Origin of the sequence: Polyangium sorediatum, from assembly GCF_029946465.1 — a bacterium.
Classification (GTDB): domain Bacteria; phylum Myxococcota_A; class Polyangia; order Polyangiales; family Polyangiaceae; genus Polyangium; species Polyangium fumosum.
Map to the genome: position 1 here is coordinate 1 of NZ_JARZHI010000075.1, position 18,989 is coordinate 18,989.

Annotated in this window: 14 protein-coding genes, 1 tRNA gene and 1 pseudogene; 5 read left to right on the forward strand and 11 right to left on the reverse strand. The window is 69.9% G+C overall.

Features of this window, described 5'->3' with window-relative positions:
- A pseudogene (locus QHF89_RS42165) lies at positions 1 to 212 on the reverse strand (hypothetical protein); the annotation flags it as partial.
- A 107-nt stretch (positions 213 to 319) separates the two neighbouring features.
- Entirely contained in the window at positions 320 to 1,285 is a 966-nt protein-coding gene (locus tag QHF89_RS42170; protein ID WP_136972502.1) for a hypothetical protein, read from the reverse strand.
- 263 nt (positions 1,286 to 1,548) lie between these two features.
- Here QHF89_RS42170 and QHF89_RS42175 point away from each other — a divergent pair, with 263 nt between their 5' ends.
- Both QHF89_RS42175 and QHF89_RS42180 read left to right on the forward strand, forming a co-directional pair.
- The gene (locus tag QHF89_RS42175; protein ID WP_284721644.1) at positions 1,549 to 2,136 is read left to right on the forward strand and encodes a plastocyanin/azurin family copper-binding protein; all 588 of its coding nucleotides are present in this window, start codon (positions 1,549 to 1,551) and stop codon (positions 2,134 to 2,136) included.
- A 4-nt stretch (positions 2,137 to 2,140) separates the two neighbouring features.
- Entirely contained in the window at positions 2,141 to 2,464 is a 324-nt protein-coding gene (locus QHF89_RS42180) for a hypothetical protein (protein ID WP_136972503.1), read from the forward strand.
- A 62-nt stretch (positions 2,465 to 2,526) separates the two neighbouring features.
- On the opposite strand, the gene QHF89_RS42185 is transcribed toward QHF89_RS42180, so the two are convergent.
- The 4 genes from QHF89_RS42185 to QHF89_RS42200 form a co-directional block, all read right to left on the reverse strand.
- Positions 2,527 to 3,678, reverse strand: a complete 1,152-nt coding sequence (locus QHF89_RS42185) for a Gfo/Idh/MocA family protein (RefSeq protein WP_284721645.1) — start codon at positions 3,676 to 3,678, stop codon at positions 2,527 to 2,529.
- A gap of 167 nt (positions 3,679 to 3,845) precedes the next feature.
- Positions 3,846 to 4,184, reverse strand: coding sequence for a DUF6209 family protein (locus QHF89_RS42190; RefSeq protein ID WP_136972505.1), 339 nt, complete (start codon positions 4,182 to 4,184; stop codon positions 3,846 to 3,848).
- A gap of 33 nt (positions 4,185 to 4,217) precedes the next feature.
- Positions 4,218 to 6,194, reverse strand: a complete 1,977-nt coding sequence (locus tag QHF89_RS42195) for a vWA domain-containing protein (RefSeq protein WP_136972506.1) — start codon at positions 6,192 to 6,194, stop codon at positions 4,218 to 4,220.
- Between the two features lie 464 nt (positions 6,195 to 6,658).
- Positions 6,659 to 8,092: an MXAN_5187 C-terminal domain-containing protein gene (locus QHF89_RS42200; protein WP_136972507.1), complete on the reverse strand. Its 1,434-nt coding sequence runs from the start codon at positions 8,090 to 8,092 to the stop codon at positions 6,659 to 6,661.
- Between the two features lie 137 nt (positions 8,093 to 8,229).
- On the opposite strand from QHF89_RS42200, the gene QHF89_RS42205 reads away from it, so the two are divergent.
- Both QHF89_RS42205 and QHF89_RS42210 read left to right on the forward strand, forming a co-directional pair.
- Entirely contained in the window at positions 8,230 to 9,312 is a 1,083-nt protein-coding gene (locus QHF89_RS42205; protein ID WP_136928653.1) for a histone deacetylase family protein, read from the forward strand.
- 74 nt (positions 9,313 to 9,386) lie between these two features.
- Positions 9,387 to 9,462, forward strand: a tRNA-His gene (locus tag QHF89_RS42210).
- Here QHF89_RS42210 and QHF89_RS42215 read toward each other — a convergent pair.
- The 3 genes from QHF89_RS42215 to QHF89_RS42225 all read right to left on the reverse strand — a co-directional run bounded on the left by QHF89_RS42215 (position 9,455) and on the right by QHF89_RS42225 (position 15,591).
- The gene (locus QHF89_RS42215; protein ID WP_136972508.1) at positions 9,455 to 9,964 is read right to left on the reverse strand and encodes an acyl-CoA thioesterase; all 510 of its coding nucleotides are present in this window, start codon (positions 9,962 to 9,964) and stop codon (positions 9,455 to 9,457) included. The genes QHF89_RS42210 and QHF89_RS42215 overlap by 8 nt on opposite strands.
- Before the next feature lie 32 nt (positions 9,965 to 9,996).
- Entirely contained in the window at positions 9,997 to 12,666 is a 2,670-nt protein-coding gene (locus QHF89_RS42220) for an ATP-binding protein (protein ID WP_136972509.1), read from the reverse strand.
- A gap of 111 nt (positions 12,667 to 12,777) precedes the next feature.
- The gene (locus tag QHF89_RS42225; protein ID WP_136972510.1) at positions 12,778 to 15,591 is read right to left on the reverse strand and encodes a cation-translocating P-type ATPase; all 2,814 of its coding nucleotides are present in this window, start codon (positions 15,589 to 15,591) and stop codon (positions 12,778 to 12,780) included.
- A gap of 162 nt (positions 15,592 to 15,753) precedes the next feature.
- Between QHF89_RS42225 and QHF89_RS42230 the strand changes: the two genes are divergently transcribed.
- Positions 15,754 to 16,959, forward strand: coding sequence for a hypothetical protein (locus QHF89_RS42230; protein WP_136972511.1), 1,206 nt, complete (start codon positions 15,754 to 15,756; stop codon positions 16,957 to 16,959).
- Between the two features lie 3 nt (positions 16,960 to 16,962).
- On the opposite strand, the gene QHF89_RS42235 is transcribed toward QHF89_RS42230, so the two are convergent.
- Together QHF89_RS42235 and QHF89_RS42240 are read right to left on the reverse strand one after the other, a co-directional pair.
- Entirely contained in the window at positions 16,963 to 17,358 is a 396-nt protein-coding gene (locus QHF89_RS42235; RefSeq protein ID WP_136972512.1) for a VOC family protein, read from the reverse strand.
- A 76-nt stretch (positions 17,359 to 17,434) separates the two neighbouring features.
- The gene (locus tag QHF89_RS42240; RefSeq protein ID WP_136972513.1) at positions 17,435 to 18,904 is read right to left on the reverse strand and encodes a tetratricopeptide repeat protein; all 1,470 of its coding nucleotides are present in this window, start codon (positions 18,902 to 18,904) and stop codon (positions 17,435 to 17,437) included.
- Positions 18,905 to 18,989: the final 85 nt, after the last annotated feature.

An 18,989-nucleotide genomic window follows, 5' to 3' on the forward strand; every position in this document is an offset into this window, starting at 1 on the left:
GGCGCGGCGGCCGGCGCGGTCGTGCCGGCCGCGAGGGCCGTGGCCACGGGCGCCGCGGCGGAGGCGGACGGGGCGGCGGACGCGGACGCGGACGGCCCGCCCTCGGCGCTCGACGTGGTCTCCCCGGGCATCGGCATCGAGCGAGCGCAAGCGCCGAGCCCAAGCGCCCCGAGCCCGAAAAGCCCCATCACGATCCGCCGCCTCTGCACCACCGTTTCTCCTCCAAGAGAGCTAGCAGGGGAACAAGGGGGCCCGCAAGAAAGTCCCGTCTGTTTTTCCTTTCGATACCAATATGTGGTCAAAGGATCCGACGCGCCGTTCAATCGATTCCCGCGGCGATCCGGGCGATGATCGCGCGGTCTTCCTCGAACAAAAATTCGTCCACCTCCTCGATCGACCCCACCTTCGCGGGGGCGACCCCGAGCCGCAGCGCCGCTGCGCGCGCCACGGCGGCGACGATCGGATGCGGCGAGCTCGACAGGCGCAGGAGCTTCGGCGTCACGGCCTGGGCGCCGAGCAAGGCCGCGCAGAGCGCCGCGATCGGCCGCGGATCCGCTGCTCCCGGCACGTCGCCTGCGAGCGCGCGTCCGAGCACGGCCACGGTCTCGGGGCCCGGCGCCCGCAGCAACGCCCGGCGATAATCGCCCGCCGGCAAGTGCAGCCGCGCCGCCCCCCGGCTCGTCGAGCAGAGCTCCTGCGCGTGCCGCAGGAGAAGGCCCACCACGGGCCCGAGCCCGTCCTCGTCGAGCGCGTCCATTCCTTCGAGGTCCGTGGCGAGCGGGCGCGACGCCTCGTCCGTGTAGGCGTCGAGGTTCACCGTCAGCGACTCCAGCCCCACGGCCCCGGGCGCGTGTCCGGCGAGCACGTCGTGCTCGGTCTGCACCGTCACCACGCTCGACACGATCGCGGGCGTACCGCCGCGGAGCGTGTGCTTCACCTCGACCTCGACCTTCCGAACGGCCGACCAGCGCAGGATCCGCGCCTCCGCGCCCGGATCGACGAGCACGCCCCAGGGCACGATGGCCATGTTCACCTCGCGCGCCCCGGAGGGCGCCCGTGGCCTCTGGATCTGCCGCACGAGGCCCACGGCGAACGCCGCACCGCCGGCCACGGCGAGCCCGATCGGGAGCGAGCCCGACGTGAGCGACCAGGCCGCCGTCTCCGGCCCGAGCGCGAGCCCGAGGCTCGAGAGCCCCACCGTGCCGGCGGCCAGCGTGAGCGCCCGGAAGCTCGGACCCGGGACCAGCCACACGTACCGAAAATCCGGGGGAGGTGCGCAGCGCATCACGACACCTGGAAAGGTAAGCCGATCCTCGCCTGGGCGGAAGGGCCGAGCGGATGAACGATGGCATCCGAGGAGGATGGTGCTCCAGGATTCCAGATCCGCCGGGATCTGTATGCACGAAGGATGGTAATCGGAGATTCCAGCCCCGTCGAGGTCGTGCATCGTGAAGACGCGGATACGGAAAGGGTGATAGGGTTGCCGTCCTATGTGGATCCGGCATCCGGGGGGAGCCGGACCACGCGAGAAAGGTCGGTAGCTTGAACATGCGAACAATTGGTATGCTTCTGGTCGTGGGCGCGATGCTGGCTGCGGGCGCGGGTTGTGGTGACGATACCGGCGGCAGCGGCGGCACGGGCGGGACGGCCGGCAGCGGCGGCACCGGCGGTATGGGCGGCACCGGTGGGATGGGCGGCGCCGGTGGAATGGGTGGCATGGGCGGTGCCGGTGGAATGGGTGGCATGGGCGGCGCCGGGGGTATGGGCGGCGCGGGAGGCGGCGGCGGCGCGGGCGGCGGCGGGATGATGGCCGTCAATGGCTGTACGGTGGATATGGCCGAGGATCACACGGCCGATGCGTCCGCGACCGTGAAGAGCATGGGCCTCGCGTACGCGCCGAAGTGCATTCGCGTGAAGGCGGGGGCGGACGTGATCTTCGAGTCGAATTTCACGATCCACCCGCTCGTGGGCGGTACGGTCGAGGGGCTCATGAAGAACGAGGACGCCGCCTCGCCGATCAAGAAGACGACCACCGGAATGGGGGCGAGCTTCAACCTCCCGGACAAGGGCACGTTCGGGTATTACTGTGACACGCACGCCCTCGGAGGGATGACGGGGGCGATCTTCGTCGAGTGATCCCATGCGAACCTTTGCCATGGCCCTCCCGTGCGCCGTGCTTTGCGGCGCTGCGTTCGTGGCCTGCGGGGACGTGGAGGAGGAGAACATTCCCGTCGGGAACAACGCCACGACCTCGTCGAGCAGCAGCACGACGGGGGCCGGTGGTGCCGGCGGAATGGGCGGCGCCGGCACCGGCGGAATGGGCGGCACCGGCGGAATGGGCGGCGCTGGGGGAATGGGCGGCGCCGGCGGAATGGGCGGCGCCGGCGGCGCCGGTGGGATGGGCGGCACCGGCGGCGCCGGTGGGATGGGCGGCGCCGGCGGCGGCGGCTCGATGATGCCCTGATTTCGCCCGCTCGGGTGGGGGCCTCGCGAGGTGGTTTTCGCGAGGCCCACGCCTTTTTCGAGTCAGCCGAGGTCCGCTCCCGGCGTGAGGTCGACCCAAGCCTTGCGCCGGTGCGACGCGTAGAGCGCCTCGACGATCCTTTGCACTTCGACCGCACGCGCGAAGCTCGCCGGCGGCTCGCCCCCGTCACGGACGGCCCGCGTGAATCCCTCGAAAAGCCTCCCGAGCGACACGCGCTGCCCGCCGCTCCCGTCCGTCGGGTCGGCCGCGACGACGTGGCCGTCGATTCTGCACAGGCGCTCCGGAACCGGCACTTCCTGGCCCGTGGGCTGCATGGCGAAATTGCTCTCGGCCGCAACCAGCTTGGCGGAAGCGATGCTCGGGTAGTGCAGAGCGTCGAGCCGCAGACGACCCTTGCTGCCGAACGCGTCGATATGAAAACCTGGGCTGTCGGCCGCAGTCCACGAGGTCGTCAGGGTCCCCATCCCGCCGTTCGCGAACCGGAGCAGGGCATGCGAGGTGTCATCGGTCTCCACCTGCATGGTCTCCCCGCTCGGCAGCTCCCAGGTCTTCAACTGCGTCTGCATCTGCCCGACGACGGATGCAATGGGACCGAACACGTGCCGGAGGGCGTGCAGCATGTGCGACCCCTGGTTGCGCGTGACGCTGACGCCCAGGCCCGCCTTGCCGAACCAGGTATAGGGAAAGCCGGGGAGGATCTTGAGGAAGAACGACATCTGCCAAGCACAATGCACCTGGAAGACCTCACCGATGGTTCCCTCGTCGATCATCTCCTTCATCAGCGAAAGGTGCGGCAGGCCCACGACGCTGCAGGCCGCGGCGCCCACGACGCCCTTCTCGTGTTGCAGCGCGAAGAGCCTCTCGGCCGCCTCCAGCGAGGAGGTGAAGGGGAGCTGGTTGACCACGTGCTTGCCGGCGTGGAGGGCCGCCGTGACGATTTTCTCGCGAAGGATTGGATTCGTGCCCGCGTCGATGACATCGATGTCCGGATCGGCGCACATGCGCTCGAAGTCCCAAAAGGGCCGGGCCACCGCGAGCTGCTTCGCGGCGGCTTCCGCGGTCTCCTGCCGCGACGTGCAGATCGCGGTGACTTCCACGTCACCGAGCAGCCGCCACGCCGGAAGGTGGGCGATCGCGCCCCAATTTGCACTCACGATCCCGACCCGAAGTTTGCCCGGCTTTGTTCCCACCATGCGCGCTGTTCCTCCTGGTTGAATGCTTCGAGGGATGCGAATCGATCCCATCCCCGACGCGGCCGGGAGATACTCGGCCTGCGGGAGGCGGGCCAGAAAACGCGCTGATTTGCAGGAGCGCTCCTCCGCGGATGCGGAGGCGGAGGCGGGGGCGGAAGCGGGACGGTTCAGCCGGCGGCCTTCACGTCGAATCCGTAGTTCTGGCCGTAGCGACTATCCCAGGCCGAGCAGCCCGTGTGATCGGTATTGTGAAACCAGATCTCGATCCGGCTGGTGTTCGCGGGCACGTTCACCTGGCACGCGCCCGAGGACACATCGGCGGCTTGCTCCTGCCCGCTCGGGTGAAATCGGACGTTGGCGCTGATGCTCCACGCCTTCTGCCCATAACGCGTCGCCCTGCAATGACACACCCGCTCCGTCGCGTAGTCGATCTGCAAGGCTTCCCCGGATCGAATGTCGCCGCTCTGCTGATGGGTCCAATCCGCTGAGAATTTCACGGTCGCCATGGTCGCCCTCCTTTCATGCCTACGGCCGCCCGCTCAGGGCTTTGCCTCGGGCTGCTCCACGTATTCCTGGCAGCAGCAGAACTCGGTCGTGGTGGTCGTGCTCGTCTTGCTCCCGCAGATCACCTTCTCCAGGAGGGCCTGGAAGCCGTTCAGCGCGTCCTTCGACGTGAACGCCTTGCCGCCGGTCTCGCTGGCCACACGCGCGAACTCCTCTTCCAGCGCCTTGCGCTGCTTCTCCTTCGCGCCGCTCGTCCCGAGGTACGTGTGGACGCGGACGTCGCCCTTCTTGGCGGCGTCGACGGCACGATTGGCGGCGGCGATATCCTCCTTGTCGATGTCCGCGCCGCCGCCCTCGAAGGCCTCGTCGCCCAGGAAAAAGACCGCGCGCTTGGCGCTGGGCCGCCAGTCGTAATGCGCGACCACGTCCTCGATGGCGCGCGCCCCGTCCTCCTGCGCGCCGCCGCCCTCCACCGTACCCTTCTTTCGACCCCGCAGCGCGGCCTCGTCCGCCTTTGCCGTGGTGGTCAGGTACGTCTTGACCGTGGTGTCGAAGCGGGTGTTCTTGAACGTCCCTTCGATGCCCAGGTACGTGACGCGCAGGTCCGAGGGGCATTTCGTCTTGGCCACCTCGATGGCCGCGGTGACCGCCTCGCTCAGCGCGTTCGCCTCGTCCTTCATCGAGACGCTGGAGTCGATGACCACCACGAGATCGACCGCCGGAATGGACGTACTCTCGTCCGTGGTCGTGGTCCCCGTGGCGAGCTTCGGGAACTCGATCGTCTTGCCGAGGTAGCTCTGCGGGCCTTCGCCGCCGATTCCCGTGAGCTGCGCCGGCAGGGTGGTGTCCGCGGTCAGGCTGCAAATGCCCTTGGCCGGGGTCCCGGTGACGAACGTGAAGCGCTTGTCGTCACCTTCCGGATCGAAATAAAACGTCTGGACGTTGCTCTGGTTGATCGTGCCCACGACGTTGTCGTGGTAATAGAATGCGACGAGCTTGGGCGGGCCGCCGTCGGCCGGGGTCTCGTAGGTGAAGCAGCCCTTGCCCGCGATCGAGCCGTCCGGGTTCTTCACGGTGTAGGTATAGCTGGTCGTCGTCCCAGGCTTCCCGGGGTCCTTGATCACGACCGTGGGAGGGACCGGCTTCGCGGGCGTGGAAGGCTCGGCGGCCTTGGGCGGCTCGACGGCCTTCGGCGGCTCGGCGGCCTTCGGCGGCTCGACCGGCTTGCGCGGGAAGGCGGAGGCGACGTACAGCCCCGAATTGTCGATACGCGGCCCAAAGCTTCCCGGCATCGGATAGAGGTCGTAGCTCAAGCGCAGGGTCTTGCAGCCGGCCGCGTCGAGCCGCACCAGGCCCATCACGGTGTCGATCGAATTGGCCTGGCCGCCGGGGGCGGGCCTGTTGGTTCCCTGAAGAACGCCGTTCGCGAGGCTCAATTGCGCGCTCGGCTGGTTGCCGCCGGCCGTATTCGGCGCGACGCCGCCGTTGTACAGCTTCCAGCCTGCCGGGCTGACGGCGCTGCCGTTTTCGAGCGTGCCGGTGATGGTGACCGTCGTCCTCGCGTAGGTCAGGCCCGCGTAGATGTCGCTCACGCCGATGAGCGTGTTTGCCCCCGCGACGCCGTCCTTGCCCCCGACCTTCGAGCCCTTGTAGCGGGTGAAGTCGAACTCGACCGTGAAATTGTTCCTGGCGCCGGTGAATTGCTTGTTGGCCTGCATGCGGATGGCATTGACGCTGGCCGATGCCATGTTCGCCTGCTCGTTCTTCCCGAACGAGGAGGTGCCGGTGCCGTCCTTGACCGAGCCGTGCGGGGCCACGCCCCCGAGGTTCCAATCGAAGGTGCCGAAGCCGGCGCTGACGCCGAAGCGGACGCCGATCTCGCCGCCCAACCCGTCGGGGATGTAACGCCACTGGTTCCAGTCGCCGGGGCCATTCCACCGGTACCCCGACGGGTCCCAAAACACGAGGTCGAGCGCTTCGGCGGACGTGGCTTGCGTAGGGGATGCTGACATGACGATCCTTTCTCCCATCAGGAATGCGCTCCCTGATGTCTTCGCTTCCGCCTTTACGACGACCCCGGAGCGCCGGATATGGGACCTTGGTCCCATGGCGCCCTGGGCGGTTCACGAGCGCCTTCAGGAGGTTCCCGACAGCCTCCAGGAGGTTCACGACCGGGTCGAGACCATCCACCGACCCTCTCCAGCAGGTCCGCGACCGGTTCGAGGAGGTCCGCGACCGGTTCGAGGAGGTCCGCGACCGGTTCGAGGAGGTCACTCGACCTCCTCCGGGAGGTCCACGACCGCCTCCAGGAGGTCACTCGACCGGGTCGAGACCATCCACCGACCTTCTCCAACCGATCGGCAACCAGGTTGAGGCAGTCCACGACCGCCTCCAGGAGGTCACTCGACCTCCTCCAGAAGGTCCTCCACCCGCTCCAAGAGGTCCCTCGACCGGGTCGAGACCGCCGAACGACCTCTCAGGCCAGCGGCACCGCGAGCAAGACAACCTCCTTGCCCCGCACCTCGACCTTGTACCGCACGGGTTTTCCGTGCTTCTGCGCCATCTGCTTCTCGCTCGCCACGATACGCGCGACGAACGCATCCCGCGTGATGTGATCGACCGGATCCCCGACGCTCTTCTTTGCGCGCATGTAATCGTCGAAGATCCGCTGGTGATAGGCGGCCTCGTCTTCCGCCCCGAGCGCCGTCGCCTCGCCGGAGGCCCGATTCTGCGCGAGCGACTCGTCGACCGCGAGCGCCTCCTCGGGCTCCTTGCCCCGCACCACCATCGCCGCCGGCGGCGCGCCGGTCTCGTCCTCCGGCATGCCGAGGAGCTGGCTCAAAAGGCTGTTCAGCCGCGAGACGAGCCCGCCGAACTCCGGGTGCTCGATCTGGAAGCGCAGGTCCGTCCGCCCGTTCATGATGGCGAGCAGCCCCTCCTCGACCTCCTCGATCGGACGCATGATCGATTGCCCGAGGATATGCCCCGCAATGGCCACGAGCACGATGCCGAGCGCAATGGCCCCGAGGAACGGAAACAAAAGCGTCGTCGCGGCCGGCGCGTTCGCCCGCGCCACCGCCACGAGCAGCGCGCGCTTCCCGTCGCCATACCCGCCGAGCGGGCCCACCTTCACGCCGAAATCGGGCGGCAATGCCGTCACGTCGACGGCCTGCCCGGACGAGAGCGCCGACGCCGCGCCCGCTTCGAGCTGCTTCGTATCGATCGCCGCGGCGAGGTCCGGCGTGCCGCCCTTCGATTGCGCGACGATACGATAGCCGTCCTTGTCCTTGACCTCGAACCAGAGCGTGGCCCCGCTCGTCTGGTTCGCCACGTCCGTCAAGCGCCCGTCGCTCAGCGACGTCCCGAGGACGAGCCCGCCGAGCACCTGCCCGTTTTCGCCCCGGATGGGCGCCCAGGACACGAGCAATTGCTCGTTCCGGGCGGGCGTCACCCATACGTCGGAGCCCGTCCGCCCCTCGGCGAGCCCGGCCCGGAGCGCCGGGTAAATCCCACCCAGGTCATCGCCGCGCAAGAACGGCGAGCCATCCCGGCCGAGCGCCGTGCCCTTCGCATCCACGAGCACGACGAGCGAGGGCCCGAGCCCAGCGATCACGGGCGCCTTGCCGGTGGCGCTCTTGATACCGTTCGCCACGCTCGTGGCGCCGTCGCTCCTGGCCTGGCCCGTGCCTGCGCTGAACGGCTCACGGACCAGCGGATCCGCGGCCTGGGATGCGAGCCACCGCTCGGCCTCCCCCGCCTGGACCCGAAGGACCGCCTCGGCAGCGACGAGCGCTCGGGCCGCGTCAGCCCTGGGCGACCCCGGATTCAAGGAGGCCCGGGTCAAGGCAAACGCGAGGACCCCTACCACCAGCACGACGACCGTAAAAACGGCAATGATTTTTGCGCGCATGAAAGGCCGCCCTCCTTTGGGGGCGACGGGCGGGGGTGCGGGGGCGTAGCTCGGCTTGTCCGAGCGTAGCCCCCGATCGTAGAAAAGGACGTTACCATCCGCCCGGGCGAGTCCTCAACCGTCCCCGCCGGAGTGCCATGATCGCAACGAACCCCGCCTCGCAGATCCTCGTCGTCGGTGACGCGCTCTTCGACGACCACCGCTCGCGCGGCTACCACCCCGAGCGCCCCGAGCGCCTGCACGCGGCGCGCGCGGCGCTCGATCGTTGCGCGGCGGAAGGCCTCGGCGTCGTCTCCGTCGAGACACGGGACGCGACGGAAGAGGAGCTCGCGCGCGTGCACGACGAGGCCTACCTCGCGAGCCTCGCGAACCTCGCCGGCCATCACGCGTCGCTCGATCCGGACACGTACCTCGCGCCCTCGTCCGTCGCGGCGGCGCGGCGCGCGGCGGGCGCCGGCATCACGCTCGTCGACGCGCTGCTCGACCCGTCGAGCCAGAAGCCCGGCGAGGCGCGCGCGCCCGGCCTCGCGCTCCTGCGCCCGCCCGGCCACCACGCGACGCGCAGCCGCGGCATGGGCTTCTGCCTCTTGAACAACGTCGCGGTCGCGGCCGCGAGCGCGCTCGCCAAGGGCCTCGAACGCGTGGCGATCCTCGACTGGGACGTCCATCACGGCAACGGCACGCAGGACATCTTCTGGACCGATCCACGCGTGCTCTACATCTCGCTCCACCAGTACCCGTACTACCCGGGCACGGGCGGGCTGCGCGAGAAGGGCGCGGGCGACGCGGAGGGCTACACGGTGAACGTGCCGCTCTCGCAGGGCGCGGGGGATCGGGTGTACGCGGAGGCGTTCCGGCAGATCGTCGATCCCGTGCTGGAGGCGTTCGCGCCGGAGCTGATCCTCGTGTCGGCGGGGTTCGACGCGCACCAGCGGGATCCGCTGGCGGACATGTGCGTGTCCGATCAGGGCTACGCGACGATGGCGGCGCTGGTCGCGCGCGCGGCGCAGCGCAGCGCCGAGGGCCGGCTCGCGTTTTTCCTGGAGGGGGGCTACGACCTCGCGGCGCTCTCGAGCTCGCTCGCGGAGACGCTGCTCGGCGCCACGCGCGCGGTGACGGCCGAGTCCACGTCGAGCAGCGCGCCGCCCGCCTCCTTCCGGCACACGGGCGAGGTCACGCAAGCCCGGACGACGGCCGCCGAGCGCTGGCGAGGGATCTAAAACGAAGTCGTTGCGCGCTACAGTGAACCGTGTATAGTGCGCGCCTGGTGTTGCCCCTCAGGGGTCGTACCGTGGTGGGTATAGCTCAGTTGGTAGAGCGCTGGTTTGTGGTACCAGTTGTCGCGGGTTCGATCCCCGTTACTCACCCCACGCTTCGTTGTGCATCGCGACGCTTGCGCCGCGCCAAACGCTGAATCCTCCGATCGTTCGCCTCCACGGCGAGCGCCCGATCCTCCTCGGTCTCGCAGACGAGGGACGGGACGGGCGCGGGCTTGAGCGCGCCGTCGACCTCCTGCATCGCCACGAAGGTCACGAACGCGTGGGCGCAGCGCCAACGCTTGCCCGAGGGCGCGTCCTCGCCCTCGACGTCGACGAGGATCTCGACCGACGTGCGGAACGCCGCCGTGACGCGCGCGCGGAGGAGCACGACCTGCCCGACCTGGATGGGCGCCTCGAACGACACGTCGTCGAACTCGGCGGTCACCGCGAGCCTCCCTGCATGGCGCTGCGCGCAGATCGCCGCGCAGAGATCGATCCACGCGAGGATCTGCCCGCCGAACACGTTCCCGAGCGCGTTCGCGTGCGTCGGGAGGACGTACTCGGTCATCGTCGTGATCGAGTCGCTGACGTTACGGGGACCGAACGTTGACATGAAAGCCGGGTAGCACGGAGGCGAGGCTCCCGTCACCCCACCTCGATCTCCGCCTCCGGCGACGGCGGCAGCTCCGACTTGCTCCCGCTCGTCAGTTGGAGCCGCCCGAAGATCGCCTCGGCGCGCGCATCCATCGTGCCCGCCTCCTTCTGCACGTCTTCGTTGCCGGCGAGCTCCGGGTTCTTGCGCAGGAAACGCGCGTAGGTCTTGAACGTCCGCGCGAGCTCCACCTCGTTGCCGCTCTGCTCGAAGATCGCCACGGCGCGGTCGAAGTACTCACGCGCGCTCGTCGTATGCGCGTGCCCCCAGCCGCCGGCCGCCGTGATCTCGCCGAGCGTCCGGAGCGCCGCGGCGAGGTGCACCTTGCTGCGCACGGAGGCGAAGAGGTCCACCGCGCGGCCGATGCAGTCGCGCGCCTTCGCGAGGTCGCCTTGCATCAGGTACGCCTTGCCGAGCGCGCGCAGCGTCTCCGCGAGCTTCAGCCGATCGCCGAGCTCGTCGCACAGGCCCTCGGCGCGCACGAGCACGCCGATCGCCTTCTCCGGCTCGCCGCTCCGGTAGTACGTCGTCCCGATGTTCGTCAGCACGAGCGCGATCTTGTTCCGATCGCCGATCTGCTGCGCGACCTCGAGCGCCTCCTCGAACATCACGAGCGCCTTCTGGAAGTTCCGGCGCTCCTCGGCGATCGTCCCGAGGTTGTTCAGCGTCGTCACCACGCCGACGAGGTCACCGACCTCGCGCCGGATCGTGAGCGACTGCTCGAACGCCTCCAGCGCATCCTTGAACTGACCCGAGTCCTGCAGCGCCAGGCCCACGTTGTTGAGCGAGAGCGCGATCGAGCGCCGGTCGCCGAGCTTCTGCCGCCGCGCGAGGCCGTCGCGGAAGCTCGTCAGGGCCGACGCGTACTCGCCCTTCAGCCACGCGATCTTGCCGAGGTCGTCGATCGTCGAGGCCACGCCGCGCTCGTCGCCCGAGGCTTCGAAGAGCGACATCGCCGTCGCCAGGTGCCGCTCGCCTTCGTCGAGCGAGCCCATGTCGCGGAAGAGCCGGCCGATGCGGTTGTGCGCGGCGCCGCCCTTCTTCTTCATGTCGAGCCGGTACGCGAGCGTCAGCATCCCGCGGAACGCGGCCATCGCGTCGTCGATGTAGCCCATCGACTGGAGCACGTCGCCGTACGCGTGCAGCGCGTCGATCCGCGCGCCGTCGTGCGAGTCGCCGAGCAGCTCGAGGCCCCGCTGGTAGTACTCGCACGACTTGCCGTTCGCGTACCTGCGCCGCGCCACGGCCGCCGCCTCCAGGTACGCGATGCCCGCCTGGATCGACTCGCCCGCTTGCTCGCGGTGGCGCGCCAGCGACGCGATCCGCTCCTCGCTCGTGCGCACGCCCGGCTGGTGCTCCATCCAGTCGGCGATGACGCGGTTCGACAGGCTCTTCGCCTCCGCGCTCGTCCGCGCCGTGATCGCCTCGCGCTCCTCGCTCCGCGCCCAGGCGTACTCCACCGAGCCCGGAAAAATCGTCCCGGCGCGGCGGAGGATCCACCCGTTCTTGTGCAGCCCATCGAGCATCCGCCCGATCCGCGCGACGTCGCCCGTCTCTTCCTCGACCCAGAGGTCGGGCGCTTCGAGGCCCGTGCGCGCGAGCGCCACGAACGCGCCGCTCCAGAACACGGCGCCCATCGCCGCCGCTTGTTCGAGCACGATGCGCTCGTCCTCGTCGAGCGAGGCCACGCGCGCTTGCACCGCGTCCTCGACCGTCGCCGGCAGCCGCGCCGCCGCGAGCCGCTCCGGGTAGAGCACGAGCCGCGCCTCGCCCTCCTCCGTCGTGGCCTCGCCGATCACGCCCTCGGCCGCGTAGATCTCCACCATCTGCGCGAGGAGCCCCGGGTTCCCTCGCGCGAACGCACACGCCGTCTCCACGAGCGGCGCGGGGACCTCGCCGCCGTTCGTGTACACGGCGAGCATCGCGCTCGACACGCGCGCGCTGTCCTCCTCGCCGAGCGGACCGAGCTCCAGCAGCGTGTGCCGGCGCTCGCCCACGCGCGCCCAGTCCTCCTGCCGGTAGACGAGGTCGTCGCGGCCCGTGCAGATCACGAAGATCGGGCCCGTCAGGTATTCGAGCAGGTAGCGAAGCAGCGAGAGCGCGTCCTCGTGCGCCTCGTGCAGGTCTTCGAGCACCAGGATGAGCGGGCCCGTCTGCGCGTCCGCTTCGAGGAACGCCTTCACCACGGCGCGCCGCACGAGCTCGGCCTCGTGCGGGTCGTCGCTCACGGCGCGCGTCAGCGGGCTCTCCTCCTCGGTCAGGCCGAGGAGCTGCCCGAGGAACGTCACGGCGTCGCTCACGCGCCGCGGTTCGAGCACGCCCTCGAGCTTTTGCCGGATCGTCGCGCGCGCCTCGTCCGGATCCATGCCGCGCACGAGGCCAAAGCGCGAGCGGATGAGCCGCGCGAACGGCGAGAACGACACCGAGCCGTCCCGCGCGCTGCCTTCGAACGCGCGGACCTCGTTCGTGCGCGACGCCACGAACTCTTCGACGAGCCGTGTCTTGCCGATGCCTGCGGGTCCGACGATCGTCACGATGCGCGTGTCGCGCCGCTCTTCGACGGCCGTGAGATTGGCGGCGAGGAGGGAAAGCTCTTCGTCCCGGCCCACGAGCGGACACGCGGGCGCGCGTGGCGCACTGACGTTTGGTCTCTCGGTCTCCATCGAGCTCCGCGGGGGTCTGGCGAGGGAGGTTTTTCTCCGACGCGGCGAGGGTATAGCCTTGCCCGCTCCGAGGAAAGCGGCGCCGGCGGCATTTTCGCGTATCCGCCGACCTTACGAGGGGTGAGGCCGGAGCCGCGGGCGGACGACCGGGAAGCTCGGTCCGCCCGGGGTACGTCCGGTCCGTCGCAGGGAGCGCCGCCGTTGCCACCACTTCTCCAGGCCGATGACCGGCAGGACCACGAGGGCGGCGGCCACGGCTTTCGCCCACTCCGCGGCGCCGAGCGGGGCCGCGCCGAAGAGCGTGTGCATGAACGGCAGGTACACGAACCCGAGCTGGAGCAAGAGGAGCGTCCCGATCCCCACGTACACGAGCGGGTTCGAGAAGAGCCCGATCGAAAGGGACGAGCCGTGGAGCGAGCGGCAGTTCAGGAGGTAGAACACCTGGAAGAGGACCATCGTGGTCACGGCCATCGTCTGCGCCTCGCGCAGGGCGAACTCCGGGGACAGGCCATCGCCGAGCTTGTCGTGGTACTCCATCAAGAAGAGCCCCACCGCGCCGGCCGTCATCAGGAGCGCCACGATCACGGTCCGCACGAGCACGAACCGCCCCAGGATCGGCTCGCTCGTGCGACGCGGCGGCCGCTCCATCAGGTTCGGCTCCTTGGCCTCGAACGCGAGCGGCAAGGAGAGCGTCACCGTGGCGACGAGGTTGATCCAGAGGATCTGCACGGGCGCCATCGGCAGGAGCGGCCGCCCGTCGACCAGCGGGAAAAAGAGCACCGCGATGAGGAGCACGAGCGCCTCGCCGATGTTCGTCGGCAGCACGAACGCGAGCGCCTTGATCAGGTTGTCGTAGACGCGCCTCCCTTCCTCCACGGCCGCGCGGATGCTCGCGAAGTTGTCGTCCGTCAGCACGATGTCGGCCGCTTGTTTGGCGACGGCCGTCCCCGTGATGCCCATGGCCACGCCGATGTTCGCTTGCTTCAGCGCCGGCGCGTCGTTCACGCCGTCGCCCGTCATCGCGACGACTTGCCCCGCGGCTTGTAGCGCCTCCACGAGCCTGAGCTTGTGCTCCGGCGCCACGCGCGCGAACACGTTCCGCGCCGACGCCGCCTTCGCGACCTCCGCGGGCGACATCGCCGAGAGCTCGCGGCCCGTCACCACCTCGTCCGCAGCGACGAGCAGGCCGATCTCGAGGCCGATCGCCTTCGCCGTCACCGGGTGATCCCCCGTGATCATCTTGACCGTGATGCCCGCGCGTTGACACGCCTTCACCGCCTCGATCGCCTCCGGCCGCGGCGGATCGATCATCCCCACGAGCCCGAGCAGTTCGAAGCCGCTCGCCACCTCCGCCTCGCCGAGCCCCTCGATCCACGCCTCGGGCTTGCGCGACGCGACCGCGAGCACACGCATCCCGCGCGACGCCATCACCTCCACGTGTTCGAGCACGGCGGATCGATCGAGCGGCTCGCCATCGACGCGCCGAGCCGCGCGGCCGAGCACCACCTCCGGCGCGCCCTTCATCAGGATCTCCTGCGCGCGGGGCGCCGTCACGTGCAGCGTCGCCATGTACTTGTGCTCCGACTCGAACGGGATCGCGTCGCGCCGCGGCGCCTCCTCGTGCAGCAGGTCGCCCTTCATCCCGAGCTTCTGCGCGGCCACGACGAGCGCCGCTTCCGTCGGATCCCCCGTGATCCCGAAGCCCCCGCCCTCGCGCTGCACGAGGCGCGCGTCGTTGCACAACGCCGCGGCCCGGAGGAGCGCGCGCACGTCCTCCGGCGCCGCGCCCACGGCCTTTCCTTCACGCCGCAGCTCGCCTTCCGGCGCATATCCCACGCCCGAGAGCTCGTAGCCCCCCGACGGCGCCCAGATCGCCGCCACCGTCATCTCGCTCCGCGTCAGCGTGCCCGTCTTGTCCGTGCACACGACGCCGGCTTGCCCGAGCGTCTCGACGGCCGGCAGCTTCCGCACCACCGCGCGGCGCGCGGCCATCCGTCGCACGCCGATCGCCAGCGCGATCGTGATGATCGCCGGCAAGCCCTCCGGGATCGCCGCCACGGCCAGCGTGATCCCCGCGAGGATCGCTTCGATGAACGGATACCCGCGCACGAGCGCGACGGCGACCATCAACGCCGCCACGATCGCGATCGCCACCGTCAGCACCTGCGCCACGCGCGCAAGCGAGCGCGTGAGGGGCGTCTCGAGCTCTGCGGCTTCGCGCAGCATCGACGAGATCTTCCCGATCTCCGTCTGCGCGCCCGTCGCCACCACCACGGCTTGCCCCGTGCCCACCGTGATCAACGTGCCGCCGTGGACCATGCTCTTCCGATCGGCCACGGCGGCGTCCTTCGGCACTGGCTCGACGTGCTTGCGCACCGGCACCGACTCCCCCGTCAGCGGCGCCTCGTCAGCCGCGAGGTTTTTCACGCGCAAGAGCCGCATGTCGGCCGCGGCCTTGTCACCGGCTGCGAGGAGCACGACGTCGCCGGGCGCGAGCTCCTCCGCGGGAACGGTGATCTTTCCGCCGTCGCGCATCACCGTCACGAGCTCGGGCACGAGGCTCGCGAGCGCCTCGATTTCCTGCCCTGCGCGGTACTCCTGGATGAACCCGATCAACGTGTTCAGCACGACCACGCCGAGCACCACGGCGCCGTCCGTGATCTTTCCGAGCGCGAAGGCGAGCGCCGCGGACGCGAGGAGCACGTAGATGAGCGGGCTCTTGATTTGCCTGTACAAAAGCAAGAGCGGCCCTTCCCGGGCGGCCCGCGGCAGCACGTTCGGACCGTGCTCGGCGAGCCTGCGCTGGGCCTCCGTGGTGAGCAGGCCGTTCTCGGAGCTCCCGAGGGCTGCGAGCACGACCTCGGCGGGCTCCGCGTGGTACGACGTCTGCTCGATCCGGGCGGGCGCGGGCGTTGCTTGCTTCATGTCCCTCCCTTTCGCCTTCACGGCGCGTGCCGAGTCCTTTCGACGCGCGGGGGCTGCGCTCGGACGAGCCGAGCTGCGCCTCCACCCCGATCGTTTCGTTTCGAACGGGCGGGGGAGCGCTTCCGATGCCCATGACCCGCGGGCCGGGGTAAGCTCCTCGGCGTGAGCGACCAAGGGGAACGGCCGAGCTACGACCCGGCCGAGGTGCGCCGATGCATCACGCTTTGTTTCAGCGCCAAGGATCTACGCGAGCTCGCCGAGGGCCTCGGCGCGACCGGTCTGCCCGGCGAGGGTCGCGGCATCCAGGACGTCGCGCGTGAGGTCGTCCGGCACTTCGAGCGGCAAGGCTCGCTCGATCGACTCGTCGAAGCGCTGAAGCAAGCGCGGCCGCTGATGGAGTGGCCCGCGCCGATCGCCCGCGCCGGAGTTCCGGCCGCCGCGCTCGCCTTCCCGCCTCCGCCGCCGCTCGCGCCGCTCGCGCCCGCTGCCGAGCCCGCGCCCGCTCCCGCTCCCGAGCCCGCGCCCGCTCCCGCTGCCGAGCCCGCTCCCGCTCCCGAGCCCGCTGCCGCTCCCGCTCCCGCAACCGCTCCCGAGGCCGGCTCCGCGCCCGCTCCCACCGTCATCGAACCTCCGCGCGGCCCCGAAGCTCCGCTCCTCCGGGATCCCTACGCTCCGGGCTGGCCCGGCACGGCTCCGCGTGAGCCTGTGCAACCCGTCGACGGCCGCCGCTTCACCTTGCTCTTCGCCATCGCCGCCGTCGTCATCGTCATCGCCTCCGTCGGCGCGTTCCTCGTCGGCCGCGCTGGCTCGAACGCCGGCCCGGCGCCGCTCCTCGCAGGCACGGACGCCATGGCCAAGGGCGAACGACCTCTCCGCGAGAGCGGACCTTCCCGCCTCGCGGCCGACGCCGTCCGCCGCAGCCTCGGCAACCTCGCGCGTGGCTGCGACTTGCCCCTCGCCCCCAGCGAGGAGCCCGGCACCGACCTCTTCAAGAGCGCCTACGAGCAATGCGGCATGCGCCCCATGATCGGCCGTCCGCCCTCGGGCCCCCGCCCCACGCGCCCCGCGGATTCCGCCGGCGGCGCGCCTCCCGCAGGAGGCTCCGACCTCTTCGACACACCGACGCCCGCGCCCGCCCCGACCCGCGCGGCGCCCGCCACGCAGCCTCGCAAAACGCCCGCCACCACGGACAAGCCTGCGCTCCCGGACAATGGCGCGGCCTGCGTCAACCGCTGCTCCGCCACGCAGAAACAATGCAATGGTGGCTGCGGCAGCGAGCCGACCCTGAGCAGCGAGTACGGCCGATGGCAAGCCTGCCAGGCCCAATGCCTCTCGGCCGCCTCGCGCTGCCGACTCGCTTGCCAGTGAGCGCTACGCCTCCGCGCGCTCGCTCGGCGTCACGAATGCGAGCTTGTACCCTTCCGGATCCGTCACCACGAGCTCACGCGTGAACCACGGCTGGTTTCGCGGCCCATCGACGGCGGCGCCGCTGGCCTCGGCCCGCGCGCGCAGGTCGTCGAGCGACACCTCGTCTCCCACGTGGAAGCACAGGATCACCCCGAGCCCGCGTTGCCCTGGCAGCTCGACGCCGGCCGGCATGCCGACGAGGAACACATCGGCGTACCGGGCCCAGCGCAGGTGCACGAACACGCCATCGCGATTCACGCAGGAGAAGCCGAGCGCCTCGTAAAACGCCGTCGCGCGCGCCACGTCCGAGACGAGCAGCCTCACGTGGGAGGGCATGAGGTAGGGTTCGTCGGGGGTCATCCGCTCTCCCTAGCACGGCCGGACGCGCGTCGGGATCACCGGCGCGCGCCCTCGGCCTTGCTGGATGCGGAAAAGCTCAGCGCGTGGGCGCGGCCGTTGCCACGGGCGACGGCTGGAGCACGAAGTTCGCCCCTGCGTGACGCGGGAGGAGCTCCTCCACGAGGACGTACTCCTTCCCGTAGTTCTTCGCGAGCCACACGCTGCAACTCCGCGTGTACTGGTCGAAGTATTGATACTTCGCCGAGTAATTCACGCAAACCTCGAACGACTTCTTCGCCTGTAGCTTCTGGGGCTCGCTCGCCTCGTCGAGCTTTTCATAATAAGCTCTCCGCAGCTCCTCGTACGTGATCGTCGTCCCGAGCACGGGCCCGTTGCCCCTCCACTCCTTCGGGATCGGCGCCGCGCGGAACTCCGCGACAAACTTCCCCCACAACTGCCCCACGCGCGACGCCGAGGCAACGACCCACCGCGGCGGCGGCACGGGCTCGAGCGCGAGCACCTGGGCATACGCCTTCTCCACCTCCTCGATCGCCGGCCGCTTCTTCTTCACCCAATCCACGACCTTCGTGTTGATGTGCTTCATCACCTCGTCACGGCTCGCGGCCCCCTTGTATTCGGGATACCGGATGGCGTCGACCTCGGCCCGCTTTTGCTCGGCGAAGAAAAACAACGCCTCGCCCACGTCCGTCAACGACCGCCCGAGCCGCCGCGTTTGCTCCAGCTCGCTGCCGCCCCCCGCCGCGAGTTGCTTCACGCTGGCCTCGGGATCCTTCCACGCCGCGCGCACGATCTCGTATTCCTTCGCGGCGCCCTTCTTGTCGGCGAGCTTCTCCAGCGAGCGCCCGAGCAGCGTGTGCGCGTGGATCCGCTCCTGCAGGCTCCCCGCCTTGTCCACCGCCGCCTTCCACTTCCCGAGCCATGCGCGCGCGTCGGCCCATTTCTCTTCGCGGACCAGAAAATCCGCGACTGCCACGGCGAGCTGCGCCGACGTCTCCGGCTGCTTCGCGCCGTAATTCTTCACGAACAGCTCGACGTCCTCGACCGCCGCTTTCTGATCCTTCAGCCCGGCCCGCAGCGCCACCGCGTCCATCAGCGCCGCCGGCGCCTGCTCCATTTGCGGAAACTTGCGCGCGACCGACTCGTAATAACTTGCAGCCTCCGCGTATTCGCCGATCGACTCCAGATTCGCGGCGAGAAGAAGCGCCGCGGCCTTGCCGTATTCCGTGTATTCGAGCCGATTCTTCGGGTCGAGGATCATCTTCCGCACGACGATCGCCTTGTCTCGCTTGTGCGCCGCCTCGAACGCCGCCGCGGCCCTCACCAGCGCCTGCCCGGCCGCTGCGCACCCCGGCTCGTTCTTCTCGCAAAGGGGCTTGCCGCTCTCCTCCCACGTCTTCAGGAATGCCTCCGCCTCGGCCGCCGGATCCGGCGCCGCTGCGCCTCCTGCGTCCGGCGCCGGCGCCGGCGCTGTCTCGGCCCACGCGGCCCCCGTGACGAGCAACGACACCCCCAGAATCACGCGCGAACTCCACCGCTTCGGGTTCATGTGCACCTCGATGGCTGGTTTGTTGTATCACACCCGCGGACCCGATCGGTTCCTTGGGTCCTCGGACCGCAGATAGACGGAGCGA

Excerpts from the sequence above, each read along its gene's own strand:
- QHF89_RS42170 (WP_136972502.1), bottom strand. The coding sequence starts at position 1,285 with ATGCGCTGCGCACCTCCCCCGGATTTTCGGTACGTGTGGCTGGTCCCG.
- QHF89_RS42175 (WP_284721644.1), top strand. The coding sequence starts at position 1,549 with ATGCGAACAATTGGTATGCTTCTGGTCGTGGGCGCGATGCTGGCTGCG.
- QHF89_RS42180 (WP_136972503.1), top strand. The coding sequence starts at position 2,141 with ATGCGAACCTTTGCCATGGCCCTCCCGTGCGCCGTGCTTTGCGGCGCT.
- QHF89_RS42185 (WP_284721645.1), bottom strand. The coding sequence starts at position 3,678 with ATGGTGGGAACAAAGCCGGGCAAACTTCGGGTCGGGATCGTGAGTGCA.
- QHF89_RS42190 (WP_136972505.1), bottom strand. The coding sequence starts at position 4,184 with ATGGCGACCGTGAAATTCTCAGCGGATTGGACCCATCAGCAGAGCGGC.
- QHF89_RS42195 (WP_136972506.1), bottom strand. The coding sequence starts at position 6,194 with ATGTCAGCATCCCCTACGCAAGCCACGTCCGCCGAAGCGCTCGACCTC.
- QHF89_RS42200 (WP_136972507.1), bottom strand. The coding sequence starts at position 8,092 with ATGCGCGCAAAAATCATTGCCGTTTTTACGGTCGTCGTGCTGGTGGTA.
- QHF89_RS42205 (WP_136928653.1), top strand. The coding sequence starts at position 8,230 with ATGATCGCAACGAACCCCGCCTCGCAGATCCTCGTCGTCGGTGACGCG.
- QHF89_RS42215 (WP_136972508.1), bottom strand. The coding sequence starts at position 9,964 with ATGTCAACGTTCGGTCCCCGTAACGTCAGCGACTCGATCACGACGATG.
- QHF89_RS42220 (WP_136972509.1), bottom strand. The coding sequence starts at position 12,666 with ATGGAGACCGAGAGACCAAACGTCAGTGCGCCACGCGCGCCCGCGTGT.
- QHF89_RS42225 (WP_136972510.1), bottom strand. The coding sequence starts at position 15,591 with ATGAAGCAAGCAACGCCCGCGCCCGCCCGGATCGAGCAGACGTCGTAC.
- QHF89_RS42235 (WP_136972512.1), bottom strand. The coding sequence starts at position 17,358 with ATGACCCCCGACGAACCCTACCTCATGCCCTCCCACGTGAGGCTGCTC.
- QHF89_RS42240 (WP_136972513.1), bottom strand. The coding sequence starts at position 18,904 with ATGAACCCGAAGCGGTGGAGTTCGCGCGTGATTCTGGGGGTGTCGTTG.